This window comes from Neorhizobium turbinariae, assembly GCF_023223505.1.
Lineage (GTDB): Bacteria > Pseudomonadota > Alphaproteobacteria > Rhizobiales > Rhizobiaceae > Neorhizobium > Neorhizobium turbinariae.
Genome location: NZ_JALPRY010000003.1, coordinates 25795 through 44042, shown reverse-complemented (window position 1 = coordinate 44042; position 18248 = coordinate 25795). Strand labels below are relative to the sequence as shown.

Below are 18248 nucleotides of genomic sequence, written 5' to 3'. Positions count from 1 at the left end.
TCTGATAGGGCTGGTTCGAAGACTGTCGGTCTTAACGGAACAGCGTGAGGATGTTTTCCGCAGAGCTGTTCGCAATCGAGAGCGCCTGGACACCGAGCTGCTGCTGGGTCTGCAGGGCCTTGAGGCGGGTCGACTCCTCATTCATGTCGGCATCAACCAGCTTGCCAACGCCCGTTTCGATCGCGTCCGTCAGGTTTTCAACGAATGTCGTCTGCAGGTCGATGCGCTTGTTGATGGCGCCGATGTCGGCAGCCGCGTTGGTCAACTCCTTCAAGGCAGCTTCCGTTGCAACCAGCGACTGGGCGAGCAGGTCTGCACCCATGGTGCTGATGTCGAGGCTCATCACGCTGTTGGCTGCGGTGCCGCTGGAGGTCGTACCGGCAGAGTTGGTGTAGCTCACCGAATTGAGCTTGGTCAGGATGCCCGCAGCCGTCGACATCGTGGCGCCGTTCATTGAGATCAGCGACGAGTTCGTGGTGTCATATTCCAGCTTCGTCAGGCTGATGTTGCCGAAGTTGTCACGGTTGAACGAACCGACGATGGCCTGGGTACCGGCAGTGTTGGTGCCGGCCTGGTGGTAGACCCAGTTCTGGCCCGAGAAGGAAGCGGACTTGGCAATCGACATCAGTTGCTCCTGCAACTGGTCGATTTCCTTCTGGATCTTGCTCTTGTCGACGCCCGGCTGCGAAGCAGCCGTGATCTTCGACTTGATCTCGTCAACAACCGAGATGGCGTTTTCGAGAGCGGTGTAGGCAACGTCGGTCGTGGCGGCGCCAAGACCGAGAGCGTCCTTAACGGTGCTCAGTGCCTTGTTGTCGGAGCGCATGGTGGTTGCGATCGACCAGTATGCGGCGTTGTCAGATGCATTTTCGATACGAAAGCCTGACGACACCCGCTTCTGCGTGGTTTCCATGTCGCTGCTGATGTTGCGGAGAGTGGAAAGAGCGGCCATTGCCGCGTTGTTCGTCAGAATGCTGGTCATGAGTGGTAGCCCTGTTTATCGTTCGATGGAGACGAGATAATCTGATTATGGTTAACGAACGGTTACGAACGGACCCCAGCAAGTTACCTTTGAATTGAGCAAGAACAGCTTTCAGCCAGATTCCGACGATCTGCCGCGTTCCTGCGATTGATATCGATCAACTAGAGCCACCACGGCATCGTTGTGCTGATTCTCGGCTTTTAAAAACGCACTTTTGCTGCCAGCACCGTCAGTATCTCCAAGATAAATCTGTGCTCTACATTGAAATATTTTGGAAGAACATCTGCTGATTCGTGCGCCCCGGCATGATTCGCCTTCCGAAGATCGAAAGAACCACCGAAGCTTCTAGTTCTGACGATTGTTTAATGACTGATCCCAAGAGGTCCCGAAGAGCAACTAATCATTTTTTAAACATCTTCCGCAGCATCCGTTAACCCTAGATTCGAAGGCGCTGCTGGTGGGGCAGACAATTAGGAAGTTGGCAAGAAACGACGTGTGAAAACCTCCTCACACGACGGGGTTTGGTTTCCATAACGAGGGCCAAGTTGGCATGATGCCGTACCGGAGTGACCGGTAATTTCTGAACCCGGTATGTCCCACTCAGTATTTCGTAAAAGGGACTAACCCATGGCTAGCATTCTCACCAACAACTCGGCACTGACCGCTCTTTCCACGCTTCGTTCGATCAGCCAGGAGATGGAGCGTACCCAGAACCGTATTTCGTCCGGTTACCGCGTCGAGACCGCCTCGGACAACTCTGCCTACTGGTCGATCGCAACCACCATGCGTTCCGACAACAAGGCACTGGGCACCGTCAAGGACGCTCTCGGCCTTGGCGCTGCAACGACCGACGTTGCTTACACCGCCCTGGAAAGCTCTATCTCCGTCGTCGACGAGATCAAGCAGAAGATCACCGCGGCTTCGCAGCCGGGCGTCGACAAGGGGAAGATCCAGAAGGAAATCGACCAGCTGCAGGAGCAGCTGATCTCGATCGCCAAGTCTGCTTCCTTCTCGGGCCAGAACTGGGTCTACCACCAGACCGGCACCAACACCGCCGGCACCCAGGCGATCGTTGGCTCGTTCAACCGTGACAACTCCGGCAACATCAGCCTCACGACGCTGGAATACAACACCGGCAGCTCGTCGCTGATCGCCCAGACCGGCACCACCCACTTGACGACGACCGGTATCCTGACGAAGTACCACACCGTTTCCTACACCAACTCGCTCGGTGCGACGGTTGCTGCTGTTCAGGCCACGAGCAGCATCATCAGCCTCGACATCACCAGCATGGGCGCAGACCTTCTGTCGCTGACTCTGGCTGCGACCGAGTCTGCGCTCAAGGAAATGACCAACGCTGCTGCCGATATCGGTGCCGTCAACAAGCGCATCGACCTGCAGAAGAACTTTGTGCAGGACCTGAACGACTCGATCGCATCAGGTATCAGCAAGCTGGTTGACGCCGACATGAACGAAGAGTCGACCCGCCTCAAGGCTCTGCAGACGCAGCAGCAGCTTGGCATCCAGGCGCTGTCGATCGCCAACAGCGACTCGCAGAACATCCTGGCGCTGTTCCGCTAAGATCAACACGGGCTGTGGCGCGGTTCACCGCGCCACAGCCTTATCTCGTTTGGGGAAGCACCCGTTCCTTCTACCGCCGCTGAACCTCCAGGTGGCCCGCTGCTTCTCCGTCTTCTCGGCTGACATTGCTGGATCGAGTGCAAGCCTGTTATGAGCTTTGCGACACTCCACCCACTCCCGGCACCAGCGAGGGGACCAGACTTTGCACGAATCCACAATCGACCTCTGCATTGTTGCCGGACGGCGACCGAAGCTTCTGCGCAAGACGCTCGAAAGCTTTTCGAAGGACGTGTTCGCGCAGTTCTCCTTCTCCAACGCCTTCGTCAACATCGACCCTGTCTTCGGAACCGAGGATGACGCGGTCGCCTGCATCGAGGTTGTCAGAGAGCATTTTCCACAGGCCGTGATATACCAACCGGAAAAACCGGGCTTCTGTGCAGCGGTGAAGCGCCTCTGGGGCGGCACGCGCTCAGACTACGTCTTCCATCTCGAAGATGACTGGACGGCACTGACGACGATCGGGCTCCAAGTCCTGGAGCCGTTTTTGGACCCAAAGGTGATGCAGGTGTCCTTTCACACCGCGGACCAGAATTGGGACATCGCTCGGAAGGGCCATCTTCACCGGCGAAACGACTACGCCCGCATCTTCGGCATCAAGATCCCGCTGTTTCGCACCTTCCCGAAGTTTACGACATCGCCGTCCATCCTGCGTGGCGACTTCGCACGGCAGGCTGCCGCCCTGATGGATGAGACGCGTGATCCAGAAAAGCAGTTCTATTCCGGCGTCAATCCCGCGCTGGAACGCATGGCCGCACCATATGACAACTACATCTTTTCACCCCGGCAAACGCCGGTGATCCGTGATATCGGGCGCGACTGGCGCGACCAGCGCCAGATCACCAAAATCATCGACAACGCGACATCCTACTGGGTTGAGAAGTAACCCTGAGCTTGATCTTCCAGCCGGGCGCTTCGGAGCGCCGTCAGGTTCGCAGAGCCGGTGCAAAAGCAGGCGATACGCAACTGCTCGCTCATGATCGAGAAATGTTCGATCACCGCCTCCGGCGAAATCAGCGCCGCCCGCAGCACCGGCGCCGCCTGGGCCACCACATCAGCACCCAGCCGAATGGCCTTGGCCGCATCAACGCCGTTCGATATGCCACCTGACGCGATGATGCCTGCATCGGGACAAGCCGAGCGCACGGCTTCCACCAATCTTGAAGTCGGCTGTCCCCAGTCGGCAAAAGCCGAGGCAATCGCCGCCTGCGCGGCGGTCGCGGCACGCTCGGCCTCGATCGTTGTCCAGCTGGTTCCGCCAGCACCTGCGACATCGATCACCGCGACACCTTCCGCCACCAGCCGCTGCGCGACCTTCGGCGAAATGCCATAGCCCACTTCCTTGACGACAACCGGCACCGGCAGGCTGCGGCAAAGCTCGCCGATCTTGTTCAAAAGGCCGGACCAGTTGCGGTCACCCTCAGGCTGCACGGCTTCCTGCAACGGATTGAGATGGATGATCAGGGCATCCGCCTCGAACATGTCGACGGCACGCTGCGCTTCGGCATGGCCGAAACCGGTGTTGAGCTGGGCTGCGCCGATATTGGCAAGGATTGGAGTGCTGGGCGCCAACTGCCGCAGCTCCTTGCCGAGCCCTCCCCGATCGTCACCTTCGATGGCGACACGCTGCGACCCGACGGCCAGCGGAATGCGTAGGTCCTCGCAGGCGATGGCGAGATTGTGATTGATGGTCAGCGCCTCGACCGGTCCGCCCGTCATCGAACTCACCATGAATGGCACCTTGATCACCTTGCCAAGAAATTCCGTAGCAAGGTCAATATGATCGAGATCGAGTTCCGGCAGCGCCACGTGTTCAAAGCGGATCGCGTCGAAGCCCGACGCCCGCCCCACGCCATGCGCTTTTCCGCTCAGCACGATGTCGAGATGTTGTTTTTTTCGCTCGAGAAGCATTTTCACCTTTCAACCGGCCGAAGCTGCCACAGATATATCACGGACACCCGGGAACCCGGCGTTGCACTCAATATAGGTAAGGCTTCGGTAATGTCCTGGGATTGTTCGGCAGTTTTGGCTGAAAGTAGTAACGGATCGGCGACCACGCCCTTTGCATCGCGCACATCTCGCGCCGAGGCCGCCCAGTCGTTGAAGATGATGAAGGCGATCATCGAGGATCGGCTGCAGTCACTGCTGGTAACAGATGCCTTTGTTCCAGCATCCCTTTCGAGAGCCATGTCACATGCGCTGATGGGCGGCGGGAAGCGTTTCAGGCCGCTGTTCTTTATCAGCATGATCCGGGACCCCAGCAAGCAAGACGCTGCAATCGACATCGGCTGCGGGATCGAGATGGTCCACACCGCCTCGCTCATCCTCGATGATCTGCCCTGCATGGATAATGCGGACTTGAGGCGCCAGCAGGTAACGACCCATAAGGCGTTCGGCGAAGCGACTGCCATCCTCGCGGCAATCTCGCTCCTCATGCGTGGCATCAATATCATCAGTACTGTCGAAGGCGTGGAGCCGCAGCTCAGGGCAAGGCTGGTGGAAATCATCTCCAGCGCCATTGGCTACGAAGGCCTGGCCGGCGGGCAGGAACTCGACCTCAACGGCGGCTTCGGGCAGGACAATATTGCTGATGTCGAGCAGAAGAACTGGCTGAAGACCGGCGCCCTTTTTGGCGCAACGGCGGAAATGGCCGGACTGCTGGACAACAAGCCCGAGGAACAGCGGATCGCACTCAAGGCCTTCGCGGGCCACATCGGCTCCGCCTTCCAGACTATGGACGATTACCTCGACACCACCGGGGCGGCGAGCGTGCTCGGCAAGGACACCGGCAAGGATGTCGGCAAGAGCACCATGGCCTCCCGGCTTGGGCCGGCTGAAGCCCGCTCAGCCTATCTGGAGCATCTGCGGCTGGCTTACGGTCTCTTGCCGCATTGTGGCATCCGCGAGGAAGAAGCCGACGTGATGCTGAAGAGCGTGTTTCAGATCATGCCGATCGAAGCCGCATCGGCTTGAGGCTTCAGGCAGTCGGGCGATTGAAAAGGTCGCCCCTCGCATAACGAGGGCGGTAGACGCGGGTGAGGACTACGTCCCCCAGCGCGAGAAGAACAAGCCCCGCTTTTGTCCAACGGCTGGTGGACACGCGCTCATCCCAGGCCCGCGGCCCAAGCGTCACCAGCTTGCGCCCAATGGCACGATAGACCCGTCTGGCCGAGGCAATTGCCCAGGCCGAACGGAAGGGAAGCTCCGCGATCCCGGCATAGGCGGAATCGTAATAGCGATCTGCGGTTTGGAGGAGTGAGACCGCCACAGGAAAGAGCAGAGCGCGCTGCTGCGGATCATCCGGATCCACGTTCTTTATTCCGGCCTCAGCGAGCATCTGCGACGGCACGTAGCAGCGACCCTCGCGTGCATCATCGATGATGTCCCGACAGATATTGGTAAGCTGGAAGGCGATGCCGAGATCCGAGGCCCGGTCGAGCGTGGATGGGTCGCGCGCGCCCATGATCATCGCCATCATCACCCCCACCACGCCCGCGACGTGGTAGCAATAGAGCTTCGTGTCGTTCAGCGTCTGGTATGTGGCGCACCGCACATCCATCTCGAAACCCTGCAGCAGTTGCAGAGGATAGCGCGGATCGATGTCGTTGCGCTCCACCACCCGGCGCAGCGCCTCGAAATGGACGTCCTCGCTCCTGATGCCGGAAAGCGCCTGGTCAGTCTTCGATTGCAGCTCGCGCAGACGCTCAAGCTGCTCATCCTGGGCCGGAACGCCGCCTTTGCCGTAACCCATCTCCTGGCCGTCAATGACGTCGTCGCAATAGCGGCACCAGGTATAAAGCATGACCGCATCGTCGCGGGTACGGCGGTCGAAGAGCTTCGCCGCCGCGGCAAAGCTCTGCGATCCCTTTGCGATCGTTGCTTCGCTCTCCCGGACGACTGTATCGCTCATGCAGACGCCGCCTCGATCATCAGTCCCGCGGTTGCCTTGGCAGATCCCACGACCCCTGGGATTCCAGCGCCCGGATGCGTGCCGGCACCGACGATGTAGAGGTTGGATACGACGTCATCGCGGTTATGCGGCCGGAACCAAGCGCTCTGGGTGAGGATGGGTTCGACCGAGAATGCCGAGCCGAGATGCGCGTTTAGTTCGTCGCGGAAGTCGAACGGCGTAAAGTGCCGCACGGTCACGAGATCATCGAGCAGGCCGGGAATATAGCGATCGTTGAGATAGCGCAGGATCTTGTCGCGGTATTTCGGCCCCTCGATCTCCCAATCAATGTCCGCTGTGCCGAGATGCGGCACAGGAGACAGGACGTAGTAGGCGCTCGAGCCTCCCGGCGCGAGGCTATCGTCGGTCACCGAGGGTGCGTGAAGATAAAGCGAAAAGTCGTCCGCGAGTTTTGCCGTTCCAAAGATCTCTGTCACCAGCTCCCGATAGCGCGGCCCGAACAGCACCATGTGGTGCTTGAGCTCTGGATGTTTTTTCTTCAGGCCGAAATAGACGACGAAGAGCGACATCGAGTGGCGCTTCTTCTCCAGGCTCTTGGTCATGGCCGTGCCGCGCTCTGTCCCGCGAAGCATGTGCTTGTAGGTGTGCACTACGTCGGCATTTGATGCGACCATGTCGAACCGCTCGGACGTCCCATCCCTCAGGACGACCGCATCCGCTTTGCCGCCGGACATTGTCACCTGGTCCACCGCTGCATTGAGCTTCACCTGGCCGCCGAGGTCCTCGAACAGGCGCACCATGCCGCGCACCAGCGCACCGGTGCCGCCCTTGGCGAACCACACGCCGCCTTGCCGCTCCAGCGCATGAATCAGCGCATAGATGGATGACGTCTGGAACGGGTTGCCGCCCACGAGAAGCGAATGGAACGAGAAGGCTTGGCGCAGATGCTCGTCCTTGATGAACTGTGCGACCTTGGAATAAACGCTGCGATGGCTTTCTAGCCGGATCAGTTGCGGCGCGACCTTCACCATCGACCAGAAGTTCAGGAAGGGAACCGTCCCGAGCTTCTCATAACCTTCCCGATAGACCTCCTTCGAATAGGCAAGGAAGCGTCGGTATCCTTCCACATCGGCGGGCGATTTTTCAGCAATCTGGCGGTCGATTGCGTCCTGGTCATCCGCGTAATCGAACTCGTAGCCGTCTTCCCAGCAGAGCCGATAGAACGGATGCACCGGCAAGAGTGTCACGTAATCTGCCATGTCGCGGCCGCTCAACGTCCAGAGCTGCTGCAGGCAGTCCGGATCGGTGATGACAGTCGGGCCGGCATCGAAGGTAAAGCCGTCCTGCTCATAAACATAGGCACGTCCGCCCGGCTTATCGCGCTTCTCGTAGAGCACGGTCTGGATGCCGGCGCTCTGAAGCCTTATTGCGAGCGCAAGCCCGCCCAGTCCCGCACCGATGACTGCCGCTTTTTTTGTTGTCATGCTGTTTGCTGTTCTCGCTGAAGGAATCCGGATTCGCTCATGCATGTGATGGCTTTGCCGAGCGGCACAGGGGGCTTGCCGGTCAAGATCTGAAGCATCTGCCATTTTGTGGTTCTGCCGGCATAAAAGCTTTCGATGAGGCCCTGCGGCAGACGGTAGAAACGCTGCAGGACGAGATATCGTTTGTCCGGCGCCGCGGCGCGAAAAAGCATGCGGTTGAGGAGCCGGTAAAAGCCCTGTTGCTTGGCGCGCCGTCTGGCATATGTCCGGATGGCGTCGGCGAGCCGCGGGCTCGTCGTCGGCCAGGCCTCGGCGATCAGATTAGCGGCAGCAACCGCCTCAGGCAGGCTGTAGCCCGTGACCGGATGGAAGAGTGCAGCCTTCAGTCCCATCTGCGGGACCGTCTTCGGCTTGCGGCTCCAGAATGCCTCAGCATCAAAGGCCAGTGTAATCGGCAGCGCGCCCTGCTCCCGTTTGACGATCAGCGCGACGGACCAGCCTTGCGATGATGCATAATCGAGAACCGCAGCCTCCAGTTCGGCGGCATCGACATCCGGACCATCCGAATAACGCGTATCCTCGATCAAGAGCCGGTTTGGCGCGAACGGAAGGCAATAAAGGAAGCGGTAGCCGTCGAGCTGCGGCACCGTCGCATCCATGATGATCGGGTCAATCAGGCCATGCGGGCTCTCGGTCTCCACCTCCAAGCCAACGAATTTCTGGAAGCCGAGCTTCAGGGCCGGATCCGGTGCAAAGCCGCTCGCGTCGATCACGCAGGGACTATGAAACTCAGACCCGTCCGCCAGCCGCACCCTGTCGTCCTCGACCCGTTCCACCTGCGCCTCGGCCCGCAGTTTCACGTTCGGAAGGCCTTCGATATAACGCGCGACGCTCTCGGAGGTCAGCGAGGCATAACCCGTGTCAAGCGTGCGCGTATAGGCTGGAAAACGAACCGTCTGCCGCTGCCACCGGTGGGCGATCATCGGCTCGAGCCAGACCATGTCGGTGGCAGCGACATCGCTCTGGTGGAACGACCAGGTATGTCCGGCAAAGGGCGTGGGCGACTTTTCCAGGATGATGATGCGTGGCGGGGCAGGAAGGCCGGACAGGCGCGCGGCAACAAGCGCGCTCCAGAGCCCCGCTCCCACGAGGATGACATCCGCATCCGATCCGCTTTGCCGTGTTGAAACAGGCATGTCTTGGTCTCACCCGCTTCCCATAGCCGCGTGGGAGCCAATATGGGGCAGAGCCCCTATTCCTCAAGACGCGTTTGTCTCGCCGAACAACGGATCAGATCAACAGCTCGTGTCCGTCGCTTATCCTCACGGAGCGATGAGAGCGGCCTAAGCGGCCGCTCCTCAGAACACGAACATCAGCGCAGCAGCGCCCTCGCCTCCTCGATCCCGAGCGCCGCCGGTTGCGTGCAGGTCGTGGTGAGGTCGATGAACCGCCCCTCCTCGCCCGACTTGAGGATCGAGGTCATCACGTCGACGCCATGCAGCGTCCGCTCCAGCGAGCAGCGGGCATCGCGGCCTTCGATAATCGCCATGGCCATGTCGGCAAGGCCTGCCGTGCGATAATTGGCGCGCGGACCCTGCGGATGTTCCTGGTTCTCGATGCCGAACGGGTGATCCCAGGGCTCCAGCGGCTGGATATCCTTGTTGCGCCCGCTCGCTTCCACCTTGCCGCCGAAGAAGTTCGGATCCGGCACGAAGATAGAACCTTCCGTGCCGTAGAGCTCCATGTTGGAGTGCCGGTGCGACCACACATCCCAGCTTGCCGAGAGCGTGATCGTCGCGCCGTTCACGAATTCCAGGAGAGCGTGGATGTTCGTCGGCGTTTCCACGGGAATGACCTGCCCGTTCAGCGGTTCGCTTGTGACGAGGCGGGTTGGGCTCGCCATGGAAGTCAGTGCCGCCACCCGCTTCACCGGGCCAAGGAAGTTGATGAGGTTGGCGATGTAGTAGGGCCCGAGATCGAGGATCGGTCCACCGCCTTCCAGGAAAAAGAAGCCGGGGTTCGGGTGCCACATCTCCATGCCGGGGCTCATCACATGGCAGGTGCCCGAAGTGATGCGGCCAACACGACCTTCATCGATATGCTTGCGGGCAAGCTGGTGGGCGCCGCCGAGGAAGGTATCAGGCGCACAGCCGACCGACAGGCCCTTTTCCTGGGCCAGCGCCTGCAGCGCCTTGCCCTCCTCCAGCGTGATGACCAGCGGCTTTTCCGAATAAACGTGCTTGCCCGCCTCCAGGATCGCCTTCGAGACGGCAAAGTGTGCTGCAGGGATGGTGAGGTTGACGACAACATCCACCTCCTCATTGGCAAGAAGGTCGCTGATCGACTGCGCCTTCACGCCATATTCCTCGGCCCGCGTTTCGGCCGCCTTCTCGTTGAGGTCTGCGCAGGCGACGACTTTCAGGCCCTTGAAGAGCGGCGCCAGTCGAAAATAGGTCGTGGAAATATTGCCGCATCCGATGATGCCGACGCCAAGTTCCTTGGACATGAAAAACTCCGGAGAATGCAGGATTAATAGGCGCGGAAGGACTGGATCGAGCGTGTCAGCAGCCGGTCGAGGTCCTTCGGGTTGTCATGTTCGAGCACGTAATGCTTGGCGGGTGTCGCACGGAGCGCCTGGAGCAGGTCCTTCCAAGCAACGGTGCCGTGGCCAACATCGGCCCATCCGTCCTCGTCAAGATTTTCGCCGGCCGGTGCGATGTCCTTCACGTGCACGGCGGTGATGCGATCCTTGTACTTTTCGATAAAGGCGAAGGGGTCGGCACCGCCGCGGATCACCCAGGCAACGTCCATCTCCCATTTCAGGTCCGGCCCGCCGGCAAAGACATAGTCCTGCGGCACCGAGCCGTCCGGTAACTGCTTGAACTCGAAATCATGGTTGTGCCATCCGAAGGTGTAGCCGGCATCAACGTAACGCTTGCTAACCTCCTGCAGGCGTTTGCCAAAAGCCTCCCAGCCTGCGGCGTCTGTCGGCCGGGCATCCGGCGCCAGATGCGGGCAATAGATCCCCTCGACACCGAGTGTCCTCGCGATCAGCAGAGCCTGCTCCGGCTCCTTTTCCAGAAGGTCGAAGCCGAAATGGCCGGTCGGCATAGTCAGGCCGTTGGAATCGAGATCTCCGCGCAGCGTCTTCAGCGAAAGCTCGTCCATCGTGGCGTAGATCCCGCCATACCCTTCCACCTCGGTGTAACCGGCGGCAGCGACCTTCTTGAGGACGTCGGCAAGCGGCGGGAAGTTGCGGGCGCAATAAAGTTGGAAACCGAGTTTCGTCATGAGGTCCTCCCAAGGAAAGGTCAGCCTGCCGCCTGGCAGGAATAGAGGTCATAAATGCGGAATTGCGGAAGCGTTTCCGCGGCATCGGTGGGGGTAAAGCGGATGAGGCGGCTTTCGCCTGCAGCGAGATCGAAGGCGTTGTCGGAGTAGCGGCCGGGGACATCGGTCTCGACGAGAACGAACAATGCAAGGCCTTGCGACTTCACGAGCACGTCGAAATTGCCGTCCTCGCCAGGCGAGACGGAAAGCTCCAAGCCCGACGGTTCAAGCTCAAGCGCTTTGTAGGTGCCGGGAACGTAGTGCCCCTCACCGCCCATGCCGTTGGATGCGGTGAAGCTCCAGGCGAGCAGCGACTGCTCGGGAACACGGCTCGCCGGCAGGCTCAGGGCGGTAACGGCAGCATCCGGCGTACAGACGACCTGCGCCGTCTCCAGTAACTGCCGTTCCCCATTCATCGTCAGGAGAGATAGGTTCAGCGTCACCGTCACATTGTCTGCCGTGTCATTGACGACCGAGAAGCGGATCTCGCTGCCGTCTTCGGACGGAATGGCCATGACCGACACCGGCTGGAAGAAACGACGGGCATGGTAGTGCAGCACCTTCCAGCTCCCGCCGTAATCGAGGCTCGACCAGGAGGCGACCGGCCAGGTATCGTTGAGCTGCCAGTAAAGTGTGCCCATGCAATGCGGCTTCAGCGACCGCCAATAGTCGACCGCCGTCCTGATCGCCACCGCCTGCTGCACCTGGCTCAGGTAAACGAAGTTCGGGAAGTCCTTCGGGAAACGGAAGTTGCGGAACATCGTCCCGGCGATCCGCTCGTTGCCGCCGGCATTCTTCTGGTGATGCTCCATCACCGGCGAGGCGATGTTCATGTCCTTCGCCTCCGCATAGGTCTGGATGACCGGAAGCGACGTATAGGACTGGAAACCGAATTCGGAGCAGAAGCGCGGCCGCACGGACCGATAATCATCGAACGGCTTGTTCTCGTGCCAGACCGACCAGTAGTGCATGTCGCCGGAGCCGTCAGCGTGCCAGGCGTCACCGTAATCCAGATACCCGGCGGCGGGGCTCGACGGCCACCAGATGGCATCGGGCGCCGCCTTGGCGAGCGCCTGTTCGATTACCCGGTTCAGCCGGTCGTAGGAGACGAGGTATCGGTCGCGGTTTTCAAGCGACTCCTTGAACCAGTTCAGCGCGCCCACAAGCTCGTTGTCGCCGCACCAGAGGACGATTGACGGATGCGAAACGAGCCGCCGGACCTGATAGTCCACCTCCTCGGCGACCTCTGCAAGGAAATCCGGGGTGGAGGGGTAAAGGTTGCAGGCGAACTGGAAGTCCTGCCAGACCATCAGTCCAAGCCGGTCGCAGCTCTCGTAAAACCAGTCCTGCTCGTAGAAGCCGCCGCCCCAGACGCGGATCATGTTCATGTTGGCATCGACCGCCGAACGCAGCAGATCCTCGGTCTTCCCGGCGCTCGTCAGCGAAAACAGCGCGTCCGCCGGAATCCAGTTCGCGCCGCGGCAGAAGATCTCGCGCCCGTTGATGCGGAATGCAAACCGGCTGCCCGCCTCATCCAGATCGGTCAGCAGTTCGACAGTCCGAAGGCCAATCTGCCGCGTCACCGTCTCGGAAGGTGTCTCGACGCCCAGCTCGTAGAGCGGCTGTTCGCCGCTGCCCGCCGGCCACCAGAGTTTCGGGTTGTCGATATGGAGGACATGAGAGATGGTGGTCTCGCCTTTGCCGACGCCGCAATCGAGGCGCACCCGCTCCTCGCCGAGCGACAGATGCAGCGCCAGGAAGCCCTGGTCCTGCGCATGGAGCGTGACCGAAACCGTGACGTCGACGGAACCATCATCCTGATGCTTCTGCGTCGTGACGACATCCTCGATGCGCGCCGTCTGCAGCTTCTTCAGCGAAATTTCGCCATAGAGGCCGAGAGGCGCCAGCGCGATATTCCAGTCCCAGCCGAAATCGCATTGCGGCTTTCGCAACATGTTGCCGTTCGGGATCGGGCAGTTCGCGGTTGAATACGGAATGTAGAAGGGCTGGCGAGCCTGCCTCTTGGCGGCCTCGGCTACGCTGGAATGGAACAGGATGCGGATCGTGTTGTCGCCGGGCTTCAGAGCCTTCGTCACATCCGGGCGATAACGGCGGAAGCAATTGTTAGCTTCCAGCACCGGCACGCCGTTCACCGAGATCGTCGCGACCGTGTCGAGATAGGTGATGTCGAGATACCAGGCGCCATCGACATCTTCGAGCGTGAATTGCCGCTCCACCACCCAGTCCTCATGCGCCACCCATTGCACGAGGTTCTCGTTGCGTCCGAAATACGGGTCGGGAATGATCCCCGCCGCCTTCAGGGCACTATGCACGTCACCGGGGATTGTAATGTCGGCGCGGCGTGATCTATCGGCGGTTGCCAACCGCCAGGATCCCGCAAGGTCAATTGCTGTCATCTGGAGCGACCGGTCATCAGAGACGTTCTTCGGTCTGCGCGTCAAACAGCGAGGCCATGCTCATATCGAAGGCAAGCCGTACCTTGGAGCCAACCGCGTAACGCCGTGCGCCACCGATACGAACCGACATGACATGACCGGCATGCTTCAGCCACAGCAGGTTGTCGGCGCCCATGGGTTCCTCGATATCGACGATCGCCTCATGCACTTCGCCGCACTGGATGTCGCTATCGACCTTGATGTGCTCCGGACGCGCACCGAGCGTTACCTTGCGCCCCGGCGTCAGCGGTTCGGAGGCCTCGTAACCGTCGAGCGAGAAGCTGACGCCATTGGTGCGGAACACCGTCTTGCCGCCCTCTTCCGCCAGTTCGCCGGGCAGGAAGTTCATCGAGGGCGAACCGATGAAGCCCGCGACAAACTGGTTCTTCGGCCGGTTGTAGATCGTCACCGGATCATCGAGCTGCTGGATAACGCCGCTCTTCATGATGGCGATGCGGTCAGCGAGCGTCAGTGCCTCGATCTGGTCGTGCGTCACGTAGATCATCGTGTTCTTGAGCGACTGGTGCAGCCGCTTGAGCTCGACGCGCAGTTCCGAACGCAGCTTGGCATCAAGGTTTGACAGCGGTTCGTCGAACAGGAAGACGTCGACGTCGCGCACCAGCGCACGCCCGATCGCCACGCGCTGGCGCTGGCCACCGGAAAGCTCGGCAGGCTTTCGCTTCAACAACGGCTCGATCTGCAGGATGCCGGCAGCACGTGCAACACGCTTGTTGATCTCGTCCTTCGGCACCTTGGCGACCCGAAGCCCGAAGGAAAGGTTCTTCTCCACCGACATCTGCGGGTAAAGCGCATAGGACTGGAACACCATGCCGATGCCGCGATCCTTCGGCTCTTCCCAGGTGACGTTGCGGTCCTTGATGAAGATCTGCCCGTCGGTCGGCTCCAGCAGCCCCGCAATGCAGTTCAAGAGCGTGGACTTGCCGCAACCGGAGGAGCCCAGCAGCACCAGGAATTCGCCGTCACGAATATCGAGGTTGAGGTTTTCGAGGACCTTCACGGATCCGAAAGCGAGGGACAGGTCGCGGATGGAGACGCTGTTCTTTTTGATGGACACGACGTCGTGCATCAGGCTTATCCTTTAACTGCGCCGGCGGCGATGCCGCGAACGAAAAGCCGGCCGGAAACGAAATAGACGATCAGGGGAACCGCTCCGGTCAGAAGCGTTGCAGCCATGTTGACGTTGTATTCCTTCACGCCCTGGACGGAGTTGACGATGTTGTTGAGCTGCACGGTCATCGGATAGACATCCGGTCGGGTGAACACGACGCCGAACAGGAAGTCGTTCCAGATGCCGGTGACCTGCAGGATCATCGCAACGACGAAGATCGGCAGCGCCATCGGCAGCATGATCCGGAAATAGATCTGCCAGAAACCGGCGCCATCGATGCGGGCCGCCTTGAACAATTCCACCGGCAGCGACGCAAAGTAGTTGCGAAACAGCAGTGTCAGGATCGGCATGCCGAAGATCGTATGAACGATGACGAGGCCGGTCAGCGTGCCGTAGACGCCGATTTCGCGCAGCGCGATGACCACCGGGTAGAGCATCACCTGATAGGGGATGAAGGCGCCGATGATCAGGATCGAGAAGAACAGTTCCGATCCCTTGAAGCGCCAGTTGGCAAGCGCGTAACCGCTGACGGAGGCAACCGCGATCGACACCACGACGGATGGCACCAGGATGCGCACAGAGTTCCAGAAGCCGCGCGACAGGCCATCGCAGTTCAGACCGGTGCAGGCTTCCGCCCAGGCTTTCACCCAAGGCTCGAAGGTGATCTCCATCGGCGGAGAGAAGATGTTGCCCATCCGCACTTCCGGCATGCCCTTGAGGGATGTGACGACCATCACGTAGAGCGGCAACAGGTAATAGAGCGCGGCAACAATGAGCGTGCCGTAGAGCATGATGTTGCGGGGCGAAAAGGTGCGCCTCGGCTTGCGACCGCGCGGGCCGGTGGCGACCTGGTCGGAGACGGCGTCGAAACCGGCGGCGGCCGTGTTGAGGGTCGAGATGTTAGCCACGCTTTTTCCCTCCGAACTCGAGATAGGCCCACGGAATGATGATGATGGCGACCGTCAGCAGCATCATCGTCGATGCAGCAAAACCCTGTCCAAGGTTCTGAGCCTGGAACATGTAGTCGTAGACATACTTGGCGGGAACTTCCGACGCGTTGCCCGGTCCGCCGCTGGTCTGGGCGACCACGAGGTCGTAAACCTTGACGATGCCGCTCGCGATGATGACCAGCGTGGTGATGAAGACCGGCCGTATCATCGGGATGACGATGAAGAGATAGGTGCGCCACATCGGGATGCCGTCGACGCGCGCGGCTTTCCAGATGTCCTCGTCGATGCCGCGTAGGCCTGCAAGCATCAGGCACATCACGAGCCCGGTACCCTGCCACAGCCCGGCAATCAGGATGCCGTAGATGACGATGTCGGCATTGTAGAGCGGGTCGAAGGTGAAGCTTGTCCAGCCGAGCGACCGGACGATGCCCTGGATGCCGAACTCCGGATTGAGGATCCACTGCCAGACAAGGCCGGTGACGATGAAGGACAGCGCAAACGGATAAAGGAAAATGGTGCGGAAGGCGTTCTCAAACCGGATCTTCTGGTCCATCAGCGCGGCCAGCACGAAGCCGATGACCATGCTGAAGATCAACGAAAGAATGCCGTAGATCGCCAGATTCTGGATCGAGATGATCCAGCGGGACGACGCCCAAAGCCGCTCGAACTGGTCGAGGCCAACGAAGGTGGCGCGCGGCAACAGCCTAGAACTGGTGAAGGAATAAACGACGGTCCAGATGGACCCTCCGAGAAAGATCCCGACAGCGATCAGGATCATCGGGATGGAGGCAATCTTGGCAGTCAGATTGCGGAAAAGCTGGTTGGGGCGCTTGGCATGCGCGTGAGCTGTCATGTCTCAATTCTCCTCGAACGCGGCAAGATTGCCCGGATCTGCCGCGGCAAACGGCCGGCGCACCGACTGCAGCCAATTCCAGCGGCCGGCGCCCACGCGGGGACGCCGGCCGTGCGGTCGCTTGGGGATCAGTCAGCCGAAGAGATGATTTCGACGAAACGCTTCTGAGCTGCCTCCGGCGTCATCGACGCGCTGGAGAAGAACTCGGTCATCAGGTCCTGCTTCTGGCTCTGCGAGTCAGGCGACAGAAGCTGGTCGGTGCTGGTCAGCGCATTGCCCTTGGCAACGATCTCCAGACCCTTCTTCATGCAGTCGTTGGCGGTTCCGAGGTCAATGTCGCCACGGATCGGCAGCGAGCCCTTCTTGAGGTTGAAGGCGACCTGCGTTTCCGGCGCGACGAGCACTTCGGCCAGCGCATCCTGCGCCTTGGACGCTTCTTCGTTCTTCAGAACCGGGAAGTAGAAGGCGTCACCGCCAGTGGTGATGTACTGGCTGACGCCAAGACCCGGAAGGCAGGAATAGTCCTTGCCGGCGACCTTGCCGGCGATCTGGAATTCACCCTGCGCCCAGTCACCCATGACCTGGCCGGCGGCCTTGCCGGTGATGACCATGTTGGTTGCCTGGTTCCAGTCCTGGACATTGGTGCCCATGGAGAGCTCGCGGGCCTGGGCCGCAGCCTCGAAGACCTTCGCGACCTCAGGACCGGCAGCAGCCTCTGCGTCCTTCTTGACGTAGACAGCTTCATGCAGTTCCTTGCCGCCGAGCGCCAGCAAGAGCGTATCGAAGAGGCCGTTCGCCTGCCACGCCTGACCGCCAAGCGCCAGCGGATGGATGCCCGCTTCCTTCAGCTTCGGACCCGCCGCGACGAATTCGTTCCAGTCCTTCGGCACCGGCACGCCGGCCTTTTCGAAAGCTTCGTTGTTCAGCCACAGCCACTGCCAGGAATGGATGTTGACCGGAACGCAATAGATCTTGCCATCGATGGTGCAGCTGTCGAGCAGGCTCGAGGGCTTGATGACTTCTTTCCAGTTACCCTTTTCGGCCACGGCCGTGAGGTCCCGCATCAGGCCCGCTTCAACGAGTTCCTGCGCCTGGCGTCCGTGGTTGAACTGGGTGGCGCCCATCGGGTCACCGCCGGTGATGCGGCTGATCATGATCGGGCGAGCGGTGCTGCCGCCGCCGGCGATTGCGCCATCGACCCATTTGTTGCCGCTGGCATCGAACTTCGTCGCCAGTTCCTTCACGGCAGCAGCCTCGCCGCCGGATGTCCACCAATGGGTTACTTCGAGGTCGGTCGCTTGGGCGACGCCCAATGGCAGCACGACGGTTGCGGCAAGTACGGCCGCCATTGCACGGAAATTCATGAGTCTCCTCCCTCACTGAAACGTTGCAGTAAGAAGGCTAGGGCAAAATGAATGATCCGGCAACTGCTTTTCTTTCGACTTTCGTCTAGCGGTACATAAACACAACCTACGTTTGTGCTCGTAGGACATGATTCTTCACTGGGCGGGCTTAT

The 18248-nt window shown here is 60.4% G+C and carries 16 protein-coding genes; 3 read left to right on the top strand and 13 right to left on the bottom strand.

All coding sequences use genetic code 11. The annotated features are described in order from the left end of the window. Positions 1 to 31 precede the first annotated feature (31 nt). Positions 32 to 982: a flagellin N-terminal helical domain-containing protein gene (locus tag M0654_RS02330; RefSeq protein ID WP_118850641.1), complete on the bottom strand. Its 951-nt coding sequence runs from the start codon at positions 980 to 982 to the stop codon at positions 32 to 34. A gap of 627 nt (positions 983 to 1609) precedes the next feature. On the opposite strand from M0654_RS02330, the gene M0654_RS02325 reads away from it, so the two are divergent. Together M0654_RS02325 and M0654_RS02320 are read left to right on the top strand one after the other, a co-directional pair. Further along, positions 1610 to 2563 carry a flagellin N-terminal helical domain-containing protein gene (locus M0654_RS02325; RefSeq protein ID WP_248681665.1) on the top strand — a complete coding sequence of 318 codons (954 nt, stop codon included), beginning with the start codon at positions 1610 to 1612 and terminating at the stop codon, positions 2561 to 2563. Positions 2564 to 2765: 202 nt separating this feature from the next. Beyond that, the gene (locus M0654_RS02320; RefSeq protein ID WP_248681664.1) at positions 2766 to 3506 is read left to right on the top strand and encodes a hypothetical protein; all 741 of its coding nucleotides are present in this window, start codon (positions 2766 to 2768) and stop codon (positions 3504 to 3506) included. Here M0654_RS02320 and fni read toward each other — a convergent pair. Both fni and M0654_RS02310 read right to left on the bottom strand, forming a co-directional pair. Continuing rightward, positions 3488 to 4531, bottom strand: coding sequence for a type 2 isopentenyl-diphosphate Delta-isomerase (gene fni / locus M0654_RS02315; RefSeq protein ID WP_248681663.1), 1044 nt, complete (start codon positions 4529 to 4531; stop codon positions 3488 to 3490). The two genes, M0654_RS02320 and fni, sit on opposite strands and share 19 nt — an antisense overlap. A 2-nt stretch (positions 4532 to 4533) precedes the next feature. Then, positions 4534 to 4743 carry a hypothetical protein gene (locus M0654_RS02310; RefSeq protein WP_248681662.1) on the bottom strand — a complete coding sequence of 70 codons (210 nt, stop codon included), beginning with the start codon at positions 4741 to 4743 and terminating at the stop codon, positions 4534 to 4536. Here M0654_RS02310 and M0654_RS02305 point away from each other — a divergent pair. Further along, complete coding sequence (locus M0654_RS02305; RefSeq protein ID WP_248681661.1) at positions 4730 to 5593, top strand: polyprenyl synthetase family protein; 864 nt, start codon at positions 4730 to 4732, stop codon at positions 5591 to 5593. The two genes, M0654_RS02310 and M0654_RS02305, sit on opposite strands and share 14 nt — an antisense overlap. Before the next feature lie 4 nt (positions 5594 to 5597). Here M0654_RS02305 and M0654_RS02300 read toward each other — a convergent pair whose 3' ends face one another. The 10 genes from M0654_RS02300 to M0654_RS02255 form a co-directional block, all read right to left on the bottom strand. Next, complete coding sequence (locus tag M0654_RS02300; protein ID WP_248681660.1) at positions 5598 to 6530, bottom strand: phytoene/squalene synthase family protein; 933 nt, start codon at positions 6528 to 6530, stop codon at positions 5598 to 5600. Continuing rightward, positions 6527 to 8014 (bottom strand): phytoene desaturase, encoded by a 1488-nt coding sequence (locus tag M0654_RS02295; protein ID WP_248681659.1) that lies wholly within the window; start codon positions 8012 to 8014, stop codon positions 6527 to 6529. The genes M0654_RS02300 and M0654_RS02295 overlap by 4 nt, the downstream gene beginning before the upstream one ends. Next, positions 8011 to 9210, bottom strand: coding sequence for a lycopene beta-cyclase CrtY (crtY, locus tag M0654_RS02290; protein WP_248681658.1), 1200 nt, complete (start codon positions 9208 to 9210; stop codon positions 8011 to 8013). The genes M0654_RS02295 and crtY overlap by 4 nt, the downstream gene beginning before the upstream one ends. A 176-nt stretch (positions 9211 to 9386) precedes the next feature. Continuing rightward, complete coding sequence (locus M0654_RS02285; RefSeq protein WP_118850648.1) at positions 9387 to 10520, bottom strand: Gfo/Idh/MocA family protein; 1134 nt, start codon at positions 10518 to 10520, stop codon at positions 9387 to 9389. A 23-nt stretch (positions 10521 to 10543) separates the two neighbouring features. Further along, entirely contained in the window at positions 10544 to 11305 is a 762-nt protein-coding gene (locus M0654_RS02280; RefSeq protein WP_248681657.1) for a sugar phosphate isomerase/epimerase family protein, read from the bottom strand. 20 nt (positions 11306 to 11325) lie between these two features. Further along, positions 11326 to 13761, bottom strand: a complete 2436-nt coding sequence (locus M0654_RS02275) for a beta-mannosidase (protein WP_248681656.1) — start codon at positions 13759 to 13761, stop codon at positions 11326 to 11328. Positions 13762 to 13777: 16 nt separating this feature from the next. Beyond that, a complete protein-coding gene (locus M0654_RS02270) occupies positions 13778 to 14887 on the bottom strand; it encodes an ABC transporter ATP-binding protein (RefSeq protein ID WP_248681655.1) in 1110 nt (369 codons plus the stop codon). Positions 14888 to 14892: 5 nt separating this feature from the next. Next, positions 14893 to 15837 (bottom strand): carbohydrate ABC transporter permease, encoded by a 945-nt coding sequence (locus M0654_RS02265; protein ID WP_248681654.1) that lies wholly within the window; start codon positions 15835 to 15837, stop codon positions 14893 to 14895. After that, positions 15830 to 16732 carry a carbohydrate ABC transporter permease gene (locus M0654_RS02260; protein WP_248681653.1) on the bottom strand — a complete coding sequence of 301 codons (903 nt, stop codon included), beginning with the start codon at positions 16730 to 16732 and terminating at the stop codon, positions 15830 to 15832. The genes M0654_RS02265 and M0654_RS02260 overlap by 8 nt, the downstream gene beginning before the upstream one ends. 128 nt (positions 16733 to 16860) lie before the next feature. Further along, the gene (locus tag M0654_RS02255) at positions 16861 to 18096 is read right to left on the bottom strand and encodes an ABC transporter substrate-binding protein (RefSeq protein ID WP_118850654.1); all 1236 of its coding nucleotides are present in this window, start codon (positions 18094 to 18096) and stop codon (positions 16861 to 16863) included. Positions 18097 to 18248 lie beyond the last annotated feature (152 nt).

Coding starts and splice junctions, on each gene's coding strand:
- M0654_RS02330 (WP_118850641.1), bottom strand. CDS start 982: ATGACCAGCATTCTGACGAACAACGCGGCAATGGCCGCTCTTTCCACT.
- M0654_RS02325 (WP_248681665.1), top strand. CDS start 1,610: ATGGCTAGCATTCTCACCAACAACTCGGCACTGACCGCTCTTTCCACG.
- fni (WP_248681663.1), bottom strand. CDS start 4,531: ATGCTTCTCGAGCGAAAAAAACAACATCTCGACATCGTGCTGAGCGGA.
- M0654_RS02305 (WP_248681661.1), top strand. CDS start 4,730: ATGAAGGCGATCATCGAGGATCGGCTGCAGTCACTGCTGGTAACAGAT.
- M0654_RS02310 (WP_248681662.1), bottom strand. CDS start 4,743: ATGATCGCCTTCATCATCTTCAACGACTGGGCGGCCTCGGCGCGAGAT.
- M0654_RS02300 (WP_248681660.1), bottom strand. CDS start 6,530: ATGAGCGATACAGTCGTCCGGGAGAGCGAAGCAACGATCGCAAAGGGA.
- M0654_RS02295 (WP_248681659.1), bottom strand. CDS start 8,014: ATGACAACAAAAAAAGCGGCAGTCATCGGTGCGGGACTGGGCGGGCTT.
- crtY (WP_248681658.1), bottom strand. CDS start 9,210: ATGCCTGTTTCAACACGGCAAAGCGGATCGGATGCGGATGTCATCCTC.
- M0654_RS02285 (WP_118850648.1), bottom strand. CDS start 10,520: ATGTCCAAGGAACTTGGCGTCGGCATCATCGGATGCGGCAATATTTCC.
- M0654_RS02280 (WP_248681657.1), bottom strand. CDS start 11,305: ATGACGAAACTCGGTTTCCAACTTTATTGCGCCCGCAACTTCCCGCCG.
- M0654_RS02275 (WP_248681656.1), bottom strand. CDS start 13,761: ATGACAGCAATTGACCTTGCGGGATCCTGGCGGTTGGCAACCGCCGAT.
- M0654_RS02270 (WP_248681655.1), bottom strand. CDS start 14,887: ATGCACGACGTCGTGTCCATCAAAAAGAACAGCGTCTCCATCCGCGAC.
- M0654_RS02260 (WP_248681653.1), bottom strand. CDS start 16,732: ATGACAGCTCACGCGCATGCCAAGCGCCCCAACCAGCTTTTCCGCAAT.
- M0654_RS02255 (WP_118850654.1), bottom strand. CDS start 18,096: ATGAATTTCCGTGCAATGGCGGCCGTACTTGCCGCAACCGTCGTGCTG.